This window comes from Arthrobacter sp. Cza30, assembly GCF_059090765.1.
Genome location: NZ_JBNHGA010000011.1, coordinates 59,592 through 80,025, shown reverse-complemented (window position 1 = coordinate 80,025; position 20,434 = coordinate 59,592). Strand labels below are relative to the sequence as shown.

General features: G+C 62.9%; 19 protein-coding genes and 1 pseudogene. 7 read left to right on the top strand and 13 right to left on the bottom strand.

Translation table 11 applies throughout. The features are described 5' to 3' along the window. Positions 1-138 precede the first annotated feature (138 nt). Entirely contained in the window at positions 139-1,023 is an 885-nt protein-coding gene (locus tag AC5RVZ_RS29295; protein ID WP_494069145.1) for a toll/interleukin-1 receptor domain-containing protein, read from the top strand. 98 nt (positions 1,024-1,121) lie between these two features. Here AC5RVZ_RS29295 and AC5RVZ_RS29290 read toward each other — a convergent pair whose 3' ends face one another. Both AC5RVZ_RS29290 and AC5RVZ_RS29285 read right to left on the bottom strand, forming a co-directional pair. After that, positions 1,122-3,275, bottom strand: coding sequence for a caspase family protein (locus AC5RVZ_RS29290; protein WP_494069144.1), 2,154 nt, complete (start codon positions 3,273-3,275; stop codon positions 1,122-1,124). Between the two features lie 58 nt (positions 3,276-3,333). After that, positions 3,334-5,403 (bottom strand): CHAT domain-containing protein, encoded by a 2,070-nt coding sequence (locus AC5RVZ_RS29285; protein ID WP_494069143.1) that lies wholly within the window; start codon positions 5,401-5,403, stop codon positions 3,334-3,336. 591 nt (positions 5,404-5,994) lie between these two features. On the opposite strand from AC5RVZ_RS29285, the gene AC5RVZ_RS29280 reads away from it, so the two are divergent. Beyond that, entirely contained in the window at positions 5,995-6,474 is a 480-nt protein-coding gene (locus AC5RVZ_RS29280; RefSeq protein WP_494069142.1) for an NUDIX hydrolase, read from the top strand. Between the two features lie 543 nt (positions 6,475-7,017). Further along, the gene (locus tag AC5RVZ_RS29275) at positions 7,018-7,587 is read left to right on the top strand and encodes a hypothetical protein (protein ID WP_494069141.1); all 570 of its coding nucleotides are present in this window, start codon (positions 7,018-7,020) and stop codon (positions 7,585-7,587) included. 78 nt (positions 7,588-7,665) lie between these two features. Here AC5RVZ_RS29275 and AC5RVZ_RS29270 read toward each other — a convergent pair whose 3' ends face one another. Next, positions 7,666-8,181 carry a hypothetical protein gene (locus tag AC5RVZ_RS29270; RefSeq protein WP_494069140.1) on the bottom strand — a complete coding sequence of 172 codons (516 nt, stop codon included), beginning with the start codon at positions 8,179-8,181 and terminating at the stop codon, positions 7,666-7,668. Between the two features lie 572 nt (positions 8,182-8,753). Between AC5RVZ_RS29270 and AC5RVZ_RS29265 the strand changes: the two genes are divergently transcribed. Continuing rightward, on the top strand, positions 8,754-9,374 hold the full coding sequence (locus AC5RVZ_RS29265) for a hypothetical protein (protein ID WP_494069139.1): 621 nt from the start codon (positions 8,754-8,756) through the stop codon (positions 9,372-9,374). 181 nt (positions 9,375-9,555) lie between these two features. Here the strand turns inward: AC5RVZ_RS29265 and AC5RVZ_RS29260 are convergent, their stop codons facing one another. The 4 genes from AC5RVZ_RS29260 to AC5RVZ_RS29245 form a co-directional block, all read right to left on the bottom strand. Continuing rightward, a complete protein-coding gene (locus tag AC5RVZ_RS29260; RefSeq protein WP_494069138.1) occupies positions 9,556-10,965 on the bottom strand; it encodes an NAD(P)-binding protein in 1,410 nt (469 codons plus the stop codon). Then, positions 10,958-11,971: a thioredoxin-disulfide reductase gene (gene trxB, locus AC5RVZ_RS29255; protein WP_494069137.1), complete on the bottom strand. Its 1,014-nt coding sequence runs from the start codon at positions 11,969-11,971 to the stop codon at positions 10,958-10,960. The genes AC5RVZ_RS29260 and trxB overlap by 8 nt, the downstream gene beginning before the upstream one ends. A 10-nt stretch (positions 11,972-11,981) precedes the next feature. After that, the gene (locus tag AC5RVZ_RS29250) at positions 11,982-12,404 is read right to left on the bottom strand and encodes an arsenate reductase ArsC (protein ID WP_494069136.1); all 423 of its coding nucleotides are present in this window, start codon (positions 12,402-12,404) and stop codon (positions 11,982-11,984) included. Between the two features lie 156 nt (positions 12,405-12,560). Beyond that, positions 12,561-13,235: an arsenate reductase/protein-tyrosine-phosphatase family protein gene (locus tag AC5RVZ_RS29245; protein ID WP_494069135.1), complete on the bottom strand. Its 675-nt coding sequence runs from the start codon at positions 13,233-13,235 to the stop codon at positions 12,561-12,563. Positions 13,236-13,281: 46 nt separating this feature from the next. Between AC5RVZ_RS29245 and AC5RVZ_RS29240 the strand changes: the two genes are divergently transcribed. Together AC5RVZ_RS29240 and AC5RVZ_RS29235 are read left to right on the top strand one after the other, a co-directional pair. Continuing rightward, positions 13,282-14,022 (top strand): aquaporin, encoded by a 741-nt coding sequence (locus AC5RVZ_RS29240; RefSeq protein ID WP_494069134.1) that lies wholly within the window; start codon positions 13,282-13,284, stop codon positions 14,020-14,022. Positions 14,023-14,112: 90 nt separating this feature from the next. Further along, a complete protein-coding gene (locus AC5RVZ_RS29235; protein WP_494069133.1) occupies positions 14,113-14,460 on the top strand; it encodes an ArsR/SmtB family transcription factor in 348 nt (115 codons plus the stop codon). A gap of 98 nt (positions 14,461-14,558) precedes the next feature. On the opposite strand, the gene AC5RVZ_RS29230 is transcribed toward AC5RVZ_RS29235, so the two are convergent. Beyond that, on the bottom strand, positions 14,559-15,227 hold the full coding sequence (locus AC5RVZ_RS29230) for a cation efflux transmembrane domain-containing protein (RefSeq protein WP_494069132.1): 669 nt from the start codon (positions 15,225-15,227) through the stop codon (positions 14,559-14,561). Then, positions 15,224-15,427, bottom strand: a pseudogene (locus AC5RVZ_RS29225) (ArsR/SmtB family transcription factor); the annotation flags it as partial. The pseudogene AC5RVZ_RS29225 and the gene AC5RVZ_RS29230, both read right to left, overlap by 4 nt. 397 nt (positions 15,428-15,824) lie before the next feature. On the opposite strand from AC5RVZ_RS29225, the gene AC5RVZ_RS29220 reads away from it, so the two are divergent. After that, complete coding sequence (locus tag AC5RVZ_RS29220; RefSeq protein ID WP_494069131.1) at positions 15,825-16,445, top strand: hypothetical protein; 621 nt, start codon at positions 15,825-15,827, stop codon at positions 16,443-16,445. A gap of 96 nt (positions 16,446-16,541) precedes the next feature. Here AC5RVZ_RS29220 and AC5RVZ_RS29215 read toward each other — a convergent pair whose 3' ends face one another. From AC5RVZ_RS29215 to AC5RVZ_RS29200, 4 genes are all read right to left on the bottom strand, one after another. Next, positions 16,542-16,910 carry a cupin domain-containing protein gene (locus AC5RVZ_RS29215; RefSeq protein ID WP_494069130.1) on the bottom strand — a complete coding sequence of 123 codons (369 nt, stop codon included), beginning with the start codon at positions 16,908-16,910 and terminating at the stop codon, positions 16,542-16,544. A gap of 91 nt (positions 16,911-17,001) precedes the next feature. Then, the gene (locus AC5RVZ_RS29210) at positions 17,002-18,075 is read right to left on the bottom strand and encodes a DNA polymerase IV (RefSeq protein WP_494069129.1); all 1,074 of its coding nucleotides are present in this window, start codon (positions 18,073-18,075) and stop codon (positions 17,002-17,004) included. Positions 18,076-18,132: 57 nt separating this feature from the next. Beyond that, positions 18,133-19,335 (bottom strand): MFS transporter, encoded by a 1,203-nt coding sequence (locus tag AC5RVZ_RS29205; RefSeq protein ID WP_494069128.1) that lies wholly within the window; start codon positions 19,333-19,335, stop codon positions 18,133-18,135. A gap of 165 nt (positions 19,336-19,500) precedes the next feature. Continuing rightward, entirely contained in the window at positions 19,501-20,388 is an 888-nt protein-coding gene (locus tag AC5RVZ_RS29200) for a dihydrodipicolinate synthase family protein (protein ID WP_494069127.1), read from the bottom strand. Between the last annotated feature and the right edge of the window lie 46 nt (positions 20,389-20,434).

The window sequence follows — 20,434 nt, the reverse complement described above, 5'->3', positions numbered from 1 at the left end:
CCTCGAAAAACGTCTGGGCGGCCCCGTAGCCTCCTGCGGGAGGGCAAGTATAGTTCTCTTCAACTGACGTGGTTGTGCAACGCGTTTGGGGTCCCACTGGTAATCTGCCGGTTGTATTCATTATCGCTGAGGGGAATCTTGAAGGTCTTTATTAGCTGGTCGGGTAACAGTCGCGCAACCGCCCATGCGATATACAAGGCATTGCCTGCCTTGTTTGACGACGCGGATCCTTGGATCAGTGTAGAGAACCGTTCCGGCTCGATGTGGCTGCCCGAGATAGACAAGGAATTGAGCTCAACAGACTTCGGTATCGTGTGCGTCACTCAAGAGAACCAGCACGCTCCGTGGCTCAACTACGAGGCGGGTGCTCTTTCTCGAAGAGTGGACGCAAAGCGGGAGCTCATGCCGGTTTTGCTCTTGGACTTCGATGCTATGAATGATGTCGACGGTCCGATCACGGGCTTCCAGATGAAGACAGCTGACCTTGACGGATTTTTCGAGGTAATGAGAGACCTCAACAAAAGCGACTTGGGCCCGAATATTAGCGAAGCAATACTCCGCCAGAGGGTGGAGGGCGTCTGGCCCAGTATCGAGAAAGAAGTAGTCAAGCTTCGAGAAAGCGCGGGATCCGTTGAAGTCGGGAAGCGCACGGATTCGGAAAAGATCGACGAGCTGCTTGATGTAGCTCGGAGCTTGGCACGTTCTATGGCTCCGCGAAACTGGTCAACGGGAGCACCAGAATGGCGCATCAGTAATGAGAGTAAACGAGCAGTAGCCAAGGCCATTGGCGACGCGGCCGAAAAATTCGATCTGGGCGAAGTAGTGACCACATACCCGGAAGAACGAAGAATCCTCATACGGTCGGAGAATCCTATTACCTATGAGGCCCAGGAGGCCATCAGTTCCGTGGTGTTAGGGGAGCTATGGCACGAAGCAGAGGTCTCGTACCAGACGATGACGCCAACGGAAGTGCAAAATAATCGTTTCCTTAGGGAACAGTTAGCCAGGATTGGGACACACTAATTGCGGTGGCGGGCGTACAGCCTCGCTCGTCGATGACGGTCCAGCATCGATGACACGTAACGCCGAGTTGCCTGCCAACAATTGGTGCCACAAGCCCGCTAACTCTCCAACAGGTTGGCGGTTGCCCGCAGCCACCGCGCGACGACCTCGGCGCGAACGCCCGCGCGGATCAGGTGTTCTACGTCGGATGGCGAGTCGGCCGCATCCGTCAGCATCACGGCCGCCGCGCCCGAGGCCGGTAGCCCGAGAAACGGCGATTTCAGGTACTTATCATCGCCATAGAAGCCGGGCGTCTGCGGCGCCGCCACTCCCATATTGCTAAGGACTAGGGCGATAAACTGTTCGTTCGTCAGCCGACCGGCGGCATCGGCGAGCAGCGGCACCGCGGCCGCCGAGAAGAGGCCGCGCTGCTGCGACTCGTAGGCAAACTGATCGGGCGAGCAGGCGCTGAAACTGATAGCAGCGTCAGGGGCTGCGACGGTAAGCGGCGCCGGATTGCCGCGCGCATTCGCGAACGCCTCCTGCTCGCGGTCGCCGAGTTTCATATAGCGGACGTCGACACCGGGGATTGAAGCCGTTGCCTGGACGGCGGCGTCGCCCAAGCCGGATCTGGTGAGCCCGCCGCGGATGTTATCTCCGGAGTGGCAGGAGTCGAAGAAAACGGTGAGGCTGACGTCCTTCGGCAGCGTGTCCCAGATCGCGCCGAGGTCGTCGTCGATAACGTACTCGCCGCTCGTAGTGCCGCGGCCGGACCCAGAGGGCACGAGCGCCTGATCCATGTACGCAGCGGCACCCCTTCGCAACGCCTCGTCGCCGTCGAGGTCCTTCACCAAGGTGCCGTGCCCGGAGTACTGCACTACGAGGACATCATTGGGTCGGCTGTTCGCGACCAGCAGTGTGATCTCGCGCAGGATGCCCTTTCGATCGGCGGCCTCGTTGTGCAGGGGAGTCACCCGGAATTTGAGCTCCTCCAGCGCCTTCTGCCAGGCCTCAGCGTCGGCGACGCATCCGTGCAGGGGCTGCGTCACGTACTTGTCGATCCCAATGCACAGTGCACGCCGCTGTACCCACGCGCTCGGATTCTCCGGCAAAACGATCGGGGCGGGTTCGAACGGCGAGAAGCCTCCCTGGCCGCGGGTACTCGCAGCCGGGAAGTCGGGCACGGTGTCGGAGCCGACGATGCGACAGGCGACGCTCTGCATCGTGTCCGGGTCGTTGTCGAAGCCACCGTGCGATTTCGCCGCAGTCTTCCAGCGCGGATCAGGGCCGACTGTGCCGTTGGACAAGACAAGATCGGCCCGCCCGCCGCCCCCGGCCTGAAAGGTCGCTTTCAGCGTGTCGTCCGCCGCGATGCACCGCGCCAAGCCAAGGATGTCCGCGGAGTACTCCTTCTCAAAAGCACCCCTGATCAAATACAGCAGCGACTTGTTATACAGCTTGAAACAGTTGTCCTGCTGTTCTCTGGCGTCGTCCATCGTGAACATTGCGACATGCTTTATCTTCTCCTCACGGATCAGCGGATGCAGTGTCTCCAGATACGTATCCACGCGGATGGCCGGCGCGAGCAGGCTCAACGACTCGATGTCGATATGGTCTTTGACGAGCAGCGGCAGGAAACCCGAGTGGAAGATTGATCCCGCGCTGTGACCGACCGCATGCAGGGTGACCGCGCCTTTCCGCTGGAGCACCTCCGGCTTGAGGTACTCGGCAAGGAGGAATGCGGCGCCGCCGTCGGCGCTGGAGGCTGCGACTGCGTCGAGCTTCATCTCGCCCCAGACCTCCGGACCGAAGTGGTGGTGAAGCAGCAGTTCGACCTGACGGTCGAAGATGTCGGTCAAAGCGCCGCGGCCGCCGCTCCACCACCCCTCAATCGCTCGTTGCATCGCGCCGCCGAGAGAGGACCAGAAGGCCGAATCCCAGACGAAATAGACCGGGTAGGCGCCCATGCAACGCCACCAGTCGATCGTAATCAGCGCGTAGTCGAGCGCTCTCTCCGGCGGCACCAGTCCGCCGTGAGAGTACAACACCACTGGCACAGGCGAATGCGGATCCACGCTGCGCCGTTCGTCGACGAATGTTCCGATTGCACGGGCGAGGTCCGCTATGTCCTGCTCGCTAGTGGTGAATGCGGCGTCGTTGGGCCTGTCGTAAAGTTTGCCGTCGTGCATTGCGATCACGTGCGCCTTCAGCTTATTGCTTTCATCGTCAGTGTATTGACGGCCGCGCGTGCCCTCCGATTTAGTGTCGGTCATGACGTTCCTCTCGGACTAGTTAGCTGTGCAGTAGGGGCAGGTCATCGATACAGGTAAGTCATCCGGAGCGGACGACGGTGACCTCCGTATTCGGGTCGGCGTAAACGGCGTAGCCGAGCCAGCTCGGGTCGTGGCTGTCGCGTGCCTTCTCTCGGGCCCGCCGCACAGCGGTGCTGAGAGCGACGCTCGGTTCCGCGAGAAGCGATTCGTAGAACTCGGTCGAGTAGTCGACCGCCGGCTCATCCTCGATCGACCACAACGTACCAATGAACACGCTCGCGCCCGCCGCCAAGAATGCGGAGCCGAACCCAGAACTCGGTGAAGCGACCACGCCCGTCTGGCAGGCGTTCAACACAACGACGGCGCCAGCGGCGCGTCCCGGCTCAACGGGTGAGAACGGCACCGTCTCCTGCAACTGAGACACCGTGAACCGCTCCCCGGCATCGAGGAGGAGATGCTGGATCGGCGGCACTGCATCGTCGATGCCTCCGTGACCGGCGAAGTGGAAGAGGGAGAACTGAGTCTTGCGCAGGAATCGATCGAGGGTCGCAGTGTCGGCGGGATCGATGATCTGGGCGTCGAATCGGCTGCGCAGGAACTCGATCTCGGCCGCGACGTTCTTTAAATCGCTCGTCGGTGCGAGCACCAGCGCGCGCGGGGGTTCGATTCGGACGGCAGTGATTTTCGGGGTGCCTGTTAACCATCGGTACACGCCGCAGGCGCCGAGGAAGAAGGGGGGATCCTGCCCCTCCTGCGGCTCCGCACCCGGTTCGGATTCCGGGGCATGTACGCAAGTGATCTCCCACGGGATCTCGGTCTCGTTGGTCGATAGATAGATGTCCTTCAGCGTCGCACGTTGTCGCCAGAGTTCTTTGCGGATGTTCGCTGGAAAGAGGGTGTCGAAGAGCGTCGCACCGCGACGGGCCAATGCCTGCCCCCACCGCTCGGACCGGAGAGCATGGTCCGGGATGTCCGCGTTTTGATTCCAAAGCCCGCTCAGCTTCCCATAGAAGGCGAGCAAGTGGGAACTGCGGTCGATTTCCGTTATGCCCTCGACGACACCGTGGTCGCTACGGAGTTGGAAGCTAAGGGCGATTTTTCCTGGGTCTGCGTCGAAGCTGCCCTGTGTGATCTGCAGTTGCCAGTTCTGCGGATAGCGGTCTGCGTCGAGCGCGGCTTTGGCTTGAGAAGCTGCTACCGTCGCCGCGCCGGCCTCCGCGACGGCGGCAAGACGAAAAGTGGCCAGTAGCGTGAGTTCCTGCACGAGCCGGACCTCCACGAGAACGGGCCCAACCTTGAGCGCTCTGAGAGTGAAGATCTTGCTGAGGCTGTCTGCTTTGCTAGGTATCTGCGGGAAGAATGGATTTGAGCCCGCAATCAGCGTGACGTTCTGGACGCGGAGGACCTGCACCGTCACCGGGCCGACCTCTCGCCCTATGAAGGTAACGTCGCGGGTTGCAGGCTTGACGTCGGGACCGTTCAGTTTGACGACGAGTTTGAATGGTGCATTGACCGGTACTCGCTCTGGCATTTTGGCCGAGGCACTCGCGCCTACATATTCCGCGGGCACCGCCGCCTCCGCGCGGGCAGATACAACCTCGGTAAAGGCGTCAGGGAGCGGCTTATCCCTCGGGTCGGATACTCCATCAATGAGGTCAAAATCCCTCGCCATCATGCCCTGCAACGACTCCACAGCGGGTTGGGCGTTCCCCTCGCCTCCAGGGTCCGAGGCGCCGGGGCCAATCCACTCCTGTTCGGTGATGCGGACGTCTCGTTCCCGTTCGGACCCGATGGCAAACCGCCGCTGATTGCGAAAGGAGAGCACAATCAGCTCCGTGACGGGTCCGCCCACCTCCAGCTGCAAACGGAGGTAGCCGGGCGCACCGCGGTTCGTCCTCGCGTCGAGCCAGCCGACGAATCCGGATCGGGTTAGCAGCAGCAACAACTCGCGGTTCGGCACGAGCCGGAGGATTAGGGTACGTTCGGTTCCACGCTTGCCGATGAGGATGCGCGTCAGACCGACTGGTGATCGACGGTCGGGAACGCCGACGAGGGCAAGCCGCTCGACGGCGCGTGCGTTCCGCCGCACGCCAGCATAGTCGCTCCATGAAAGCTTCGTTACGCTCATAGGGCCCCCGCTTCTGTCGATCAACGACAAAACCCTCCGCGTCAGCGTTGACCTCATTCTAGAGCCGGATCCGTCTGCTAAGAAAGCCCCGTGCACGGGTCAATTCAGCACGGCTGGAGCTACTAAGGTGGAATGCGAATTCGACAACCATGGCCAGGATGTTGAAGAGCAGCCGGCCTACGAGCCCCATAGGGGCGGTGGACCGATCCACCGATGCTCAGGTTCACGTTGCCAATGGTGAGGTCTTCGATGATGTCCCTATCGTCAGAGATGCACGGGCGATCCGGTCCGCTGACGCTTCCGGTAGCATCGCTGCTCCGCCAGCTGTTTGAGCAAGTTTCATCTCTCACATCGAGAAATGCTCAGATAGCCAGACCCAGGGGTGCATTGCAGTAATGGGCGAAACCTTGCAGATCCGGGTGATTCGTACTTGAGCATTTGCTCAGATAGGTCGACGTCTCACAGTCGCCGTCGCCACCGCCTCCAAACAGCACTTTTGTCGTCGACCGGATCCCCGATCCGGTCGACGGCCCTTTCGCCACCGCAGGACAAGAACCGGCAATCTCTATAGCCTAGGGATGTGGAGGGCGTATGACAGTTCGCAGCGCAGGCATCCTGCTGTACCGGCGGAGCCTGGAAGGGCACTTGGAGGTCTGGATCGCCCATAATGGTGGCCCTTATTGGACCGGCATGGACACCCGCTCCTGGACAATTCCAAAGGGAATATACCTCGACGCGGAGGACCCACTGGTGGCCGCGCTGCGGGAGTTCGCCGAAGAAATCGGGACGCCGGCGCCTCAGGCGGACTACCTTGAGCTGGGCGCTTTCCGCCAGCCTTCGGGGAAGGTCATCACCGCCTTTACCGCCGAATCGGATTTCCAGCCAGAGCACATCACCAGCAACACGTTCCCGCTGGAATGGCCGAAGGGTTCCGGTGTTGTGCGGGAGTATCCCGAAATCGACGATGCCAGATGGTTCCGAGAGTCCGAGGCGCGCAGCAAACTGGCGAAGGGGCAGGTGTCGATCCTCGATGCCCTTGCCGAGTACCTCGGGAAGCCGGGCGGGTCCTGAGCTGGGCAGTTTTCAGGCGACATCGTTCTCTGCAATGGGCAGTAGTAACGAGCGTATGGTGCCGGTGTAGAGCCTGGCCGTGCCGTTCAACCCGGGGTTGGATGACCTGAGCTGGTTCGCCGCATTAGGCATTGCTCAGTTTCGGTTCAAGCCAAACTTTCGGCTGACGTGGCCACGAAGATGTGTACCTTTCAGCCGTGAACAGGGTGATACATCGCATTGCCTATCAGTTTCGCCAAGTAGGTCAGTCAGCCGACATGGTCAGTAGTCCTATGAAACCGCGGAAACACGGTGATTCGCGTCTGGCGCTAACCGCCAACTAGCCTCCGACCTCACACTCTCTTTCTTCCTTAGGTATTCCCGGCCGTCCCAGCAAGATGGCCGCCTCCGGGTAAAATGAACGACCTATCTGAGCAACGCTCAGGTAGGTCCTTCCTTTAGCGGGCACTGCCTTCGGGAATGGCCGGAAGTAACTGGGACAGGCTCGCTTGTGACCGGAACAACCATTGAGGGGCGGAAAATTCCTTGGATCTCTTGGGCGGGATGAGCCGCGACGAACTCCGCGTCTTTCCTTGGTGTGCGGCGGCCGTCTTTGCGCTACTGGCCGGCGCCTGGCGTCCGCGCAGGCTTCATTGGACTGCGCTTGGTTCCGTCCTCCTCTTCGCGGCACTCAACGCGGGTGCCGGGATCTACGTCTTGAACCATTTCGGTGATCCACGCTGGTCCGCCGGGGGAGAACCGCCGCTGAGCGCTCCGTCGTTTTCCGGGACGCCTGTCGTGGGGCAGTTTCTGGGTCCGCTGGACACTGCTCTTAATGGAGTCGTCGGTGGCGTGAACGAGTTTCTGGCCTTCAGGCAGGCACTTCCCGTAGCACTCGAGTTCCTTGCCGCGTCCGGCTGGGCCCTGCTGGTGGCGTTCCCGCTGGGCATCCTCGCCGCCGGCATCAGTTACTCCGTGGCCAGGCGCCCGACGGCGCAGTTCGAACAGTATCGTGTCACCGTTGACCTGCTCAAAGATGAGCTCGAGCAGATCAAGCGGCAGATCTCGGCAGGGACATCGGTCGACACGGCACGCCCTCCCGGGGACAGGGTCACTGACGTGCGGCCTGGCTAACCCGCTGCGTTGTGCTTGAGTCCGCCCGCCACCCATCATGCAACCCTCCGGCCACGCGGCGTCCCGTCTCGGTTTTGGTCAGCCTTCGACTCGTATGTCGGTTTGCAGGTCACGGAGCGAGAGTCGGTCGGTCGCAGTGCGGAAATCTGTAATCACACTAAGCTGCGGATTAAACGTTGCTTCCGCCGTGTAGTCCGCATCATCGATGTAAACCATCGAGAGATGAATGCCATCTCCTTGCCGTTCCATGCCCGTGATGCGCTGGTTGTCTTGGTGCCCGCCCCAGGTGCGCATGCTGAGGGGATAGAAGAGCTGGATTTCATCAGGAAGCCAGTCCGGTCGTTGGAATCCGATCGTTTCAACTCTGTTGCCGGTCCTTATGACGCAGCCGTCGGAGGGATTGCACGTGATGCTGCCGTCATCGCCTTCAACGCTCCAGCTGTGATCGCCATCGCTGATGCGGACTCTCGTGCTAACAATGTTTCCTTCGTGGTCGGTCCTGTCCACGACGGCCGACATGGGGTACCGCAGGACCGCATTGCGCACCGCTGACAACAATTCCAGCAATGCTTCGAAGTCTTCGCGCCCGCTCACAATCGCCTGCTCTCGACCGCAGAGGCGGCACGTCAGTTTTGAACCGATGGTCCCAACTTAGGGCGCAGCGCTCCGTTTATACCAGACACTGCTTTTTGACAGTTATAAGCTGGTTTACTCTGGCTCTCTTGGCACACTTGATCATCCTGCTAAAGACGAGGGCAGCGGTGAGTCGCGTCCGGGTCCGACAACGATTGGCGACGCGGCGGCCACTGGTTCTGGTGCCGGAAATAACCTTAATCTGACCATCGACGTTGCTTCCGCCCCCTAATCACTACCTTTGGGTGTGACGTTCTCGCCTGCCTCCTGATATCCCATTCGCAGTTGGGAGAAACGGTGCATTTCATCTGAAACCCGTATCAATACACCCTCAATTCAAGAGGGTAAAGGGACTTGCTAAAAACGTTTGACAGTCGGAAAACTGCAGACGTAGGTTGGGCGCACTGTGCGCCTGGCTGGGGGAGGAACGCAGGGACCGTGGTTCTCTCAACGGACCTGTCGCCACTACGGCATCCAACGGACATTCGTGCAGGATGAGCGACCAGCCCTCCTGCTGCCCAGGAGACCCCATCATGAACCGCAAAAAAGCACTGCGATTGCCCATTTTCTTTACAATCTTCCTCGCTGTGGGGGCCGCTCCCGCCGCTGCGACGCCCGAGGAGGAAGCCCCCGCCCCCTGGCCTCCCCCGGACACCGGCGGCCATTACCTGCCAGTTCCGGAAGAATATTACGACCCGATTGAGATCAAGGCCTGCGGCACCACCGTCACCATGGAATCCGGAGATGTCCGGGAAGTTCATTACAAGTCCCGGGTGAAGCAGAACGGGGCAACTTCGCTGAAGTTCAAAGGCGATGCCACCGTTGACCTGACCCGCGCCACGGACGGCGCCTTCATTGACGAGCTCGACATTTCCGGAACGCTTTATCAATACATTTCAGCCGATGAACTCACCACGGTGGAACTCCTCAGCGCCAACTCGATCGTGGCAGCAGCGAACCCCGAAGAAGCCGAAAAGATGGCCGACGAAGGGCTGCCGGAGTTCGCTTACTACACACGGGGGTGGCTGGGGTTCTACAGTCAATTCTCTGAGGACCCCGAGGTGATGGAGCCAATCGCTTCCGATATCGTGCTGAACACCACCCGGCACGTGCACGACGTGTGCGCAATGCTGGATGAGGCGGCCTGGGAATAACCAGCCCACCACCCGCTCCAAGTATTTGAAGGATAGGAGACTAGCCCAGGTTCAGGTTTTGCAGCTCACCTCCTTGCCGCCGACGGAGGAAACGACACCCTGCCCGACCGCCATTCCCTAGCAGGGACTGCAAGCGAAAAGCGGCCTCTTCGAACTGACGGGTTGGGGCTTCTCAGCTCTTTTAGTTCTCCTGCCGTGCGGAGCGCCCATGTGCCAGCCCGGTGGGAATGCCAAGGAACGCCGGCTCGGAAGCAGCGCAGCAGGCTTCGTCGGGCCCGGTGGCCGCTGCCGTTGTGTAGCAGCTGCCGCCGAGGTCGGTGGAGCAGACGCCGGTTTCCGGCAGGACGAGTTCGACGTTGTCTGCTGCCTCCTGATCGCCTGCGAGGGCAGCCGCGATGGAGCGGACCTGTTCGTAGCCGGTGGCCATCAGGAACGTCGGCGCGCGGCCGTAGGATTTCATCCCCGTGATGTAGAAGTCTTTCTCCGGGTGGGACAGGAGTCTGGCGCCGTGGGGTTCGACGGTGCCGCAGCTGTGGAATTCGGGATCGATGAGCGGGCCGAGCTCCCGCGGTGCTTCCACCGCAGGGTCCAGGTCCAGCCGGACTTCGCGCAGCATCTCCAGGTCCGGGCGGAATCCGGTGGCCGGCACCAGCAGGTCCACGTCCAGCTGTGCCGGTCCGTCAGGGGTGGTTCCGAGGACGGCGAGCGTGTTGGCGCTCTTGAAGCCGGTGATCGTGAATGAAGTGTGCAGGTCGATGGCTCCTTCTTCGACCAGGGCGCGCAGGCGGGAACCGAGTGCGCCACGGGCGGGCAGGCCGTCGAGGTCGCCGCCCCCGTACAACGTGGCGGCTGAGTTGCGCCGGATGGTCCAGCTGATCCGGGTTCCGGGTTGCTGGCCGGCCAGCTCGCCCAGCGACAGCAGAGTGTTGGCGGCCGAGTGTCCGGCGCCGACGACCAGAACGTGTTTGCCGGCGAAGCGTGCCCGGTCGCGTCCGGTGACATCGGGCAGCGGGTCGGTGATGAAGCCCGCCACGCGGGCTTCATCCTCCCCTTCGGCTGGAAGTCCGGCCTGCCCCAGCGGGTTCGGGGTGTTCCAGGTGCCGGAAGCATCGATGACGCCGCGGACACGATGATCTGTGGTCGTGCCTTCGGCGTCTTCGACCCGGACCAGGAACGAGGCAGTCTCCCGGCCGCGGGAGTAGGTCTTGTCCATGCCTTCACGACTAATGGCGGTGACGCGGCAGGAGGTCCGCAGGGCACCGGCGATCGCGGGGACCGCTGCCAGCGGGTTGAGGTAGTCCCTAATGAGTTCGGCGCCGGTGGGCAGTGCCTCCGGGTCCGGTTCCTGCCAGCCGGTGCCGGAGAGCAGCCGGTGTGCGGCGGCGTCGATGTTGTACCGCCACGGCGAGAAGAGCCGGATGTGTGCCCAGGCGTCGAGGGCCGCGGCAGGCGTGTCACCTGCTTCGAAGATGACCGGGAGCAGCCCGCGTTCGAGCAGGTGTGCGGCGGCCGCCAGGCCGACCGGGCCGGCACCGATGACGGCGACCGGAAGCTGCAGGGCCTCGGTCTCGGCGGCGGTGTTCTCAGCCATGGGAGCCCTCCTCGACGAGTGCGGTGGCAATGCTGTCGGAATCTTCCAGCGCCGCGAGGTAGCGTTCGGCGTCCAGGGCGGCCGAGCAGCCGGTGCCGGCGGCGGTGATTGCCTGTCGGTACCGGTGGTCCACGGCGTCTCCACAGGCGAAGACGCCCGGGAGGTTAGTGCACGTGGTAGGGGCGTCAACCTTGATGTAGCCCTCGTCGTCGAGGTCGATCTGCCCCTTGACCAGGTCGGTGCGGGGCAGATGCCCGATGGCCACGAAGATCCCGGTCGCACCCAATTCGCGGGTCGCTCCGGTAACGGTGTCTGTCAGGGTCACGCCGGTGACCTTGCCGTTGCCGTGGATCGCGGTGACGGAACTGTTGTATTCGAAGCGGATCTTTTCGTTGTCCTTCGCCCGTTGCGCCATGATCTTCGATGCTCGGAGGGCGTCGCGGCGTACGACGACGGTGACGGACTTGCCGAAGCGGGTCAGGAACAGGGCTTCTTCCATGGCCGAGTCGCCGCCGCCGACCACAATGATGTCCCGTTCGCGGAAGAAGAAACCGTCGCAAGTGGCGCACCAGGACAGGCCATGTCCGGAGAACTTCTTTTCTTCCGGCAGGCCCAGTTCCTTGTAGGCGGATCCGGTGGCCAGGATGACCGCAGGTGACTCGTGGGTCTGCCCGGCTCCGGTAGTCACCCGCTTGAGGTGGCCCTTCAGAACAACCTCAGTGACGTCGTCGAAGACTATGCGCGCGCCGAATTTCTCAGCCTGTTTCTGCAGCCCTTCCATGAGCTCGGGTCCCTGGATGCCGCCCGGGAAGCCGGGAAAGTTTTCTACCTCCGTGGTGTTCATCAACGCTCCGCCGGCAGTGACGGACCCTGCCACGACCAAGGGGTTCAGCCCCGCGCGGGCGGCGTAGATCGCGGCAGTGTATCCGGCCGGGCCGGACCCGATGATGATCAGCTGTTCGGTGTGGACGTCGGTGTTCACGAAAGTCTCTCCTGGTGCTCTCATTCGGGTTGGTCTACTTGGCTGCCGGGATCAGGGATTCGATCAATCCCTCGATGCGGGTCTTGATCTCGTCGCGGATGGGGCGGACAGCGTCCACGCCCTGCCCGGCCGGGTCCTCCAGGACCCAGTCCTCGTAGCGCTTGCCGGGAAAGTAGGGGCACTCGTCGCCGCAGCCCATGGTGATCACGACGTCGGACTCCTTGACTGCCTCGGTGGTGAGGACCTTCGGGATCTCGGCGGACATGTCGATGCCGAGTTCGGCCATGGCCTCCACAGCGGCCGGGTTGACCTTGTCTGCGGGCTGGGAGCCGGCAGAGCGGACTTCGATGGCGCCTTCGGACAAGGTGGTCAGGAAGGCCGCCGCCATCTGCGAACGCCCTGCGTTGTGGACGCAGACGAAGAGGACGGAAGGCTTTTGGGTGGTATCGGTGCTCACGGGTTTCTCCTGTGGTTCGAATGGTGGATATTTGGTTGGGCATACGGCCCGCTCCATCGCTGCACCGACTCCGTATTGATGCCTGTCGATGTATGGAGTATCCGGCACTATATTGATGGTTGTCAATATGGCCGCGCTGGTCCTGCCTGAAGCCAGTCAGGCGGCACGCAAACGCGGCGCGAGATCGCTGATGCGGTCGGAGATGTCGAGGAAGGCGTGTTCAAAAGCGTCGTTGGTGTTCGATCGGAGGGGGTCCGGAACGGACCAGTGAATTCCTTCCAAGTTCGGCAGTTCCTCGTGCGCGTTGTCGCACACGGTGACGATGAAGTCGTCGCTCGTTGCAACTTCAGCCAGTTGGCGCGGAGTCGCGTTTCCGAGGTTGACGCCGTGACGTTGCGCGATGTCGATTGCCCCTTGGGCGACGCGGTCTGCCGGGTTCGTGCCCGCCGACGTCGCTGGGATTTTACTTACGCGCCGCCATAGGGCGGTCGCCAGCTGAGACCGTGCGCTGTTCCGCGTGCAGACGAAGAGGACGCGGCGCACGCCGTGTTCACGCCCGGGGGTCAACCCCTCCAGCGCACCCGAGCTGAGTCTGATGTAGCTGCGCCGCTTATCAGCCTCCGAGCGGCGGCGGGTAGCGAGACCGGCAGCCTCCAGGGTGCGCAGGTGGTGGGACAGCAGGTTGGAGGGGATGCCGAGCTCGGCCTGCAGCTCCGTCGGTGAGTAGTCGCCGAGCGTCAGCAGGTCGACGATTCGCAGTCGGGCAGGGTCTGCCAGGGCGGCGTGCTTTGCAACTCGCGCCTGAAAGTCCCCGCTTCGCTCAATAGTCATTGATTCAATTTTGACTGAGTTAATTTATTCGGTCAAGCTGGATCTCATGACTTCACACCAGCCACCCTTGTGGCGCCGCGCTGTCGCCGAGCTGCTCGGGACGGCCCTGCTTGTTTGCATCGTCGTGGGCTCGGGCATTGCCGCTCAGCAACTGTCCCCGAACGATGTGGGACTGCAGCTGCTGCAGAACAGTACCGCCACGGTGCTGGGACTGACGGTCCTGATCCTCATGTTTGGACCGGTCAGCGGCGCCCACTTCAATCCCATGGTTTCGCTCGCGGACTGGCTTCTGGGTAGGCGCAGCCGCACCGGCTTGACCCTTGCGGAATTGGCTACATATCTGGTGGCGCAGATGGTCGGCGGGATCGGCGGCAGCGTACTCGCCAACGCCATGTTTGAGGTGGCTACGAGCGTCTCGACCAAGGACCGGGCAACTGCGGGAACCCTGCTGGGCGAGGTGGTTGCGACGGCTGGGCTCATTCTGCTGATCTTCTCCCTGGCTGCCACTCGAAGGGGTATCCTCGCTGCTCCCGCTGTGGGTGCGTACATTGGCGCGGCGTACTGGTTCACGTCCTCGACGTCTTTCGCCAATCCCGCCGTAACGGTCGGCCGCATCTTCAGCGACACGTTTGCCGGCATCGCCCCGGGCTCCGTCCCAGGTTTCGTGCTGGCGCAGGTGATCGGTGCGGCAGTGGGCGTCGGCCTCCTCATGCTCCTCTTCCCGGCGGCATCGCGCATGGCCGACGACGTTGTTGTCCCGCACCCTTCGCACAGGGACGGATCCTGAACGCAAGAGCATGAATTCCGGTTCCGCCAGAATTCGGGCTGTCGGCCCCAAAAGATTGATAGCGGTCAATGTTCCGGCATAATGGTGTTCATGACTGCGCTGCCCATCCTCGAACCGGCCGCGAAAGAAACCTGCTGCACCCCGGCGGGGACGGTTTTGGGCGCCGAAGCGGCGAAGGAAAAGGCCGTCATCTTCAAGGCCCTGTCCGACCCGAACCGACTGCGCCTGCTCTCCATCGTTAAAGCCGAAGCCTCCGGCGAATCGTGCGTTTGCGACCTCACCGAACCCCTGGACCTCGGCCAGCCCACCGTCTCGCACCATTTAAAAATCCTGGTGGATGCCGGCCTGCTGCACCGCGAAAAGCGGGGCACCTGGGCATACTACTCCCTGGCCCCCGGCGCCCTGGACAAAGTCGCAGGCATCCTGACCGAGCTGTGAGCGCCACAGTCACTCTGAATCCGGCTTTGGGCCAATGGCTCGAAACCGTCCAGCTGGAAGGGGTTCCGCTCGGAAGTTTTCACTGATTGCCGAGGGCGTTACTCACGGTCTTCTTGGTCGTCGTCGTGGAGTTCTTCGAGGACCTCGAACGGTGACTCGACATCACCCCTCCAGGCCTCGATGCCTTCGCGGACGGCAAGGGCGGCGACCACCAGTGCCGCGATCGAATCTGACCAGGTCCACCCGAACAACGTGTTCAGAATTAGACCAATCAGTACAGTCCCGGACAAGTAGATGCAGAGCAACAGTTGTTTGGCATCTGCCTGAACGCTCTTCGAGTTCAACTCACGCCCGGTCCGGAACTCGAACCACGCGAGCACGGGCATCACGATGAGACTCAGTGAAGCGATGCCGATGCCAAGGGGGCTGTGCTCGACCTTTTCAATGCCCGAGAGAGCCAATACTGCGTCTATCGTGACGTAGGCTGCCAGGGCAAAAAAGGCAATGCCGATTGCGCGGACAGTCACTTTCTCCCAACGTTCGGGGTCTTTGCGTGTGAACTGCCAGGCGACGGCTGCCGCGGAGAGAACCTCGATGATGGAATCGAGGCCGAAGCCTATGAGCGCCGCAGACGAAGCCATGGAGCCGGCCCAGATCGCGACAATGGCCTCGATCACGTTGTACGTGATGGTGGAAGCGACAATGAGTCGCACGCGGCGGTGCAGCACAAAACGCCGCTCGGCAGAAAGCGCTGTTGGTGCTGTCATCGGGACCCCTCGCAGCATCCGGGCAACGGGCATGCCGGGTCGGCGCAGGGTTTGTTTTCGTCCACCATCAGTGTCACTTCCACGAGGGCCTGTAGGGCGTTCGCCAGGTGGGGGTCGGCGATCTCGTACCGGGTTTGCCGACCTTCGGGTTCTGCCATGACAATGCCGCAATCACGAAGGCACGTCAGGTGATTGGCCACTATCACAAAGGCTACCTCTGCTCGTGTTGGCCATTACTGGAAGAATCTGGTGCGGGAAATAACCTTAATCCGGGCTTTGACAGCGCTTCCGCCCCTAATACCCACCTGCGGATGTGACGTTTTCGCCTGTCTCCCGATATCCCATTCGCGACTGGGAGAAACGGTGCACTTCTTTTCGAACGGTTTTATGCACCCTTAATTAGAGAGGGTAGTGGGACTGCGTCAGAACTCGTTGACAGTCGCAGAACCGCAGGCGTAGGTTGACCGCACTGTGCGCCTGGCTGGGGGAGGAACGCAGGGACCGTGGTTCCCTCAACGGACCTGTCGCCACTACGGCATCCAACGCATATCCCTGCAGGATGAGCAAGAAGCCTCCTGCCCGCCCAGGAGCCCCATCATGATCACGAAGAAAACACTGCGCCTGCCCATTTTCATTGCTCTTGCCCTGGTCGCGGGGACCGCGCCAGCCGTCGCGACGCCTGAGGAGGAAGGCCCGGTCACCTGGCCTCCGGCAGACACCGGGGGCCAGTACCTGCCAGTCCCCGCCGAATACTACGCGCCGGTGGAGATCGAGGCGTGCGACTCCACAGTCACCATGGAATCCGGAGACGTCCGGGAAGTCCACTACAAAGCCCACGTTAGGCAGAACGGGTCAACACTGGTGAAGTTCCGAGGCGATGCCACCGTGGACCTGACGCGCGCCTCGGACGGTGCTTTCATCGACGAACTCGACATCTCCGGACCGGGCTTCCAATACTTCTCGGCTGATCAGTTAACCGTCGTCGACTCGCTCAGAGGTGCCTCGATCATCTTCCCCACGGGCCCTGGCGATGCCGCGGCGCTGGAGGAAGAAGGCTTCCCGGAGTTCTTCTACTTCGAGCGGGGGTGGCTGGCCTTCCATGTCCAACTGTCTGAGGACCCGGAGGTGGTCGAGCCACTTTCGGTGGATATCGTGATGAACAGCACCCGACACGTCCACGATGTGTGTGAAATGCTCGATGAGGCGGCCTTGGAGTAACACGGCGTCCTCACCGGACCGGGGAGAAAGCGCCTAGGATGGGGCGACCCGAGAGGGCCGTCAGTCGTGTCAGCTGCGGTGACTCGAGATGACGCCTTAGTCCTGTCGCTTGGCGTAGTCACTGTATCCGTGCCAGTCAAGCACCACGCATGGCTCATCGCCTACAACCCATGCATCGTGACCTGGAGGAACCGACATCAGGTCGCCGACGGCGAACTCGTTTTCCTCGCCGTCGTCCATGACGATCTTGATTCGTCCGGACAACACATAGCCGGTATGGGCCACCTGACAGCTGTCCGTCCCGGCGATAGGTTTGACGTGCTTGGACCACTGCCAACCGGGTTCGAAAACCGCCCGCCCGACGGCGCCTGACTCGAGATTGATCAGATCCAGCTTCCCCTTACCGTCCTCGAAAGGCCGGGTTTCTTCGGGCTCGTTCAGACTCTTGCGGATCATGGGTGACATGAGGGTCTCCTTTGAACCAAACTGCCCTGCACACACAAGTGTGGCAGCACGCCGGGAACAGGGTCAACGCGTGCCGGCCTGACGTGGACCGTCACCAGCCGCCGCGCGTCGGTGTATGTCCCTTTCGGGCGTCGTCGGGCATTGCCATTTCGGCCCGCAGGCCCAAGAGCCGGATGGGACGGCCTTCTTCGATTCCTGCTGCGAGGTCCAAGGCCCGCGCGAGGATGTCGTCCCGGTCGAATGTCTCGGGAATCTTCCTCGCGTGGGTCTTGGTGAAGAACGGAGCATATCGAACCTTCAGGGTCAGCCCGACGACGGGCCGTCCCTCGGCCACAACGTCCTCAAGGACACGCGCTGTCAGCTCCCTGACGGCGTCGTCGACCTGGGCGGGCTCGGTCAGGTCCCGCTGGAAGGTGGTCTCCCGGCTATGCCCGCGGGCAACCCACGGGGTGTCGTCCACAACGCTGGCGCCGTCCCCGCGTCCAAGCTCGGCGTACCAGGGCCCCATCCTGGGGCCGAACTCCGGGACCAGGTCTTGGGGGTCGCACGCGGCGAGCTCGGCAACGGTATTGATGCCGAGCTTGGCCAGTCGTCCCGATACCTTGGTGCCGACGCCCCACAGGTCCTTGGTGGGCCGGCCGCCCATGACGTCAAGCCAGTTCCCGGCGGTGAGACGAAAGACGCCGGCCGGCTTGCCGAAACCGGTGGCGACCTTGGCGCGGACCAGAGTGTCGCCGATGCCCACGCTGCAATGCAGCCGCGTTCGCTCCAGTACGGCGGCCTGCACCTGCCGGGCGTAGGCTTCGGGATTCTCTGTCTCGACGCCGACAAAGGCTTCATCCCAGCCCAGCACCTGCACGGTGGCGCCTGGCTGCGCTCGCAGCGTAGTCATCACCGCTTCTGACGCCGCGAGGTACGCCTCGTGATCGACGGGGAGGATGACGGCGTCGGGCACTTTCCGTGCCGCCGTGCGCAAGGGCATTCCCGAACCCACGCCGAAGGCCCGGGCTTCGTAGGATGCGGTCGACACCACAGCCCGTTCCGTGGGGTCGCCCCGACCGCCCACAATGATCGGCTTGCCCGCAAGCTCCGGCCGCCGGAGCACTTCGACCGCAGCGATGAACTGGTCGAGATCGACGTGCAGCACCCACGGGATTCCGCTCACGCCACCAGTCTGCCCTAAACAACCCCGGCAAGCATCGGGTCGCCGCTGGACCTTGGGTCACGACTTCGCGGTGGCACGGCGGTCCACAACCGAGGCGCCCACGGCGGCCGTCACGATGGACACTGCAAGGAACAGCGGCAACTGGGTGGCCTGCGAAACGACGGCACCGGCAACAGCAGTTCCTGCCGAACCGGCAGTGATCTTCAGGGCTCCGACCCACACGAACACCTGGCCGCGTGCCTCCGGCGGAGCATATTCGCTGCGGGCGGCCAGGGTTGCGGCGAAGAAGTACGAGTTCGCGATCCCGGCCAAGGAGTAGGCCGCCACCGCGACAGGGAAGCTGCCGGCGAATGCCGCCCCGGCCAGGGCTACGCCGACCCCGGCCGCAAGCCATGTCATCAGTCGGTCGGCGTCGGCCTGCATCGGCCGGACCATCACCCCTGCCGAACCGGCCAGCCCACCCAGCCCATAGGCTGCGGCCAGGACGCCTGCTGCAGCAGGTGCCACGGCGAAGTCGCCGGTGGAGGCCACGGCCGTGACGGGCAGCACGGCAACCGACAGGGCGACAACAACCGTCATGTAGAGGGTTCGCCGCAAAGGACCCGACGAGAACATCATCGCCAGCGTCCGTCCCGGCTGAGGCACCTCCGAAGCCGCGGCAGCAGGCGGGGAATATGGCAGGAGCCTGATCACCGCCGCGGCGACGAACGTGGCAGCGGCCAGGATCAGCGCCGCCACCGCCGGACCTGACCACGCCGAGACGGCGGCGACAAGGGAGGGCCCGATCGTGCCGCCAATGCCATAGGTGGCCACGTCCCAGCCTTGGGCGCGGCGCTGGCTGGATCTTCCCGGTCCCGCAAGGGCCGGCAGCCGGCTGCTGATGCCCCCTGTCAGCAGCGGACCCACGAGTCCGGAAGCGACCAGCAGCACTCCCGTGATGACGGGCCAGGTCACCGGATACAGCAGTACAGCCGCCGCGAGCGTTGCCCCGTGGGCCATGCAGGCCAGGGCAATCACGGAACGGCCGTCGCGGGCAGTATCAAGGCGCCGGGCGACGAAGGGGCCAAAGAGGTGGGGCGCGGTAATGCAGGCGCCCAGAAGGCCCGCCAGCCATCCCGGCGACCCGCTCGTCGTCACCAGCAGAATGATGGCAACCACCGCGCCCCCGTCCGCGCTGCGGGCCAGGGTGGCCGCCACGACATAGCGGGCGAGCGCCCCCCGCACACCGGTGCCTCGACTGGGTGTGCGGGCGGTAGCCACCCTACGGCTTGAAAGACTCATCCGGCCTGTGCCTCATCCGGGATCGGGTTCATGGATAGTTCCTCGCCGGCCTTCCTCCAGGCACGCAGTGAACCGTTGGGGCAAAGGCTTTCCGCCCCCGCGCCTGCGCGCCAAAGATGCCGGAGCCGGGCAGAAACCCTTTGGTCATGCCTGAAGACCGCACTGGCGAATGGCGTCCGCAACTTTCAGGCTTCCTTCACTGTCCAGGCCGTGAAGCGGCAACGGCAGGCTGGGTGACGGAATCAGCCCCAGCTGGTCTGCAATTGCTGCCGTAACGCGCAGGCTGCCGTACGTCCGGAAGAGCGACCAGAGGGGCTCAAGATTCGCCGACGCTTCCACGGCCCGGTCGCTGCGGCCAGCCAACGCATGATCCGCCATCACCTTGGCCGTTTCGGGAAGGACGCCGGCGATCACCGAATACCACGCGTCACAGCCCGCAAGCAGCTCTTCAGCCGCGGCCCAGTCGCCGCTGATGCCTACCGTTATGCGTTCCGGCAGCAGCGAGCGCAACTCCCTCAGGCGTGCAGAAGCCTGCCCCGGCGGGGGAGGCGGGATTTTGATGGAGGCAATCGCCGGGATGTCGGCAATGCGCGAATACAGGGCATCGGAAAATGTGAACCCGGTAGTGCCTGGGTTGTCGTAGACGACGATGGGTACCGAAGATGCCGCCGCGACGTCCTGGTACAGGCTGAACACCTCCGCCTCCGTTAGGCGTTGGTGTGACACCGGGGCCAGCAGCAGGCCCGAAGCCCCTGCCGCCTGGGCATCTTCAACATGCGCCTGGACATCGCGGGTACGCACCGCACCCACTCCCGCGATGACCGGGACCCCGTCGGCGGCATCGACAGCGGCTTCAAGTACTGCACGGCGTTCCTCCCGGGACAAGTACGCGTAGTTTCCGGTGGAGCCGAGCACGCCAAGGGAGTCCACGCCGGCTCTCGCGGCCCGGGACACCAAGAGAGCAACGGCCTTCACGTCGATGCGGTCATTGACAATCGGTGTGAGGGGGAAAGCGCAGAGTCCGTGAAACATGAGTCCTACTCTCATCCGGCTCCCGGCCGGGAAAAGGCGGAGCAGC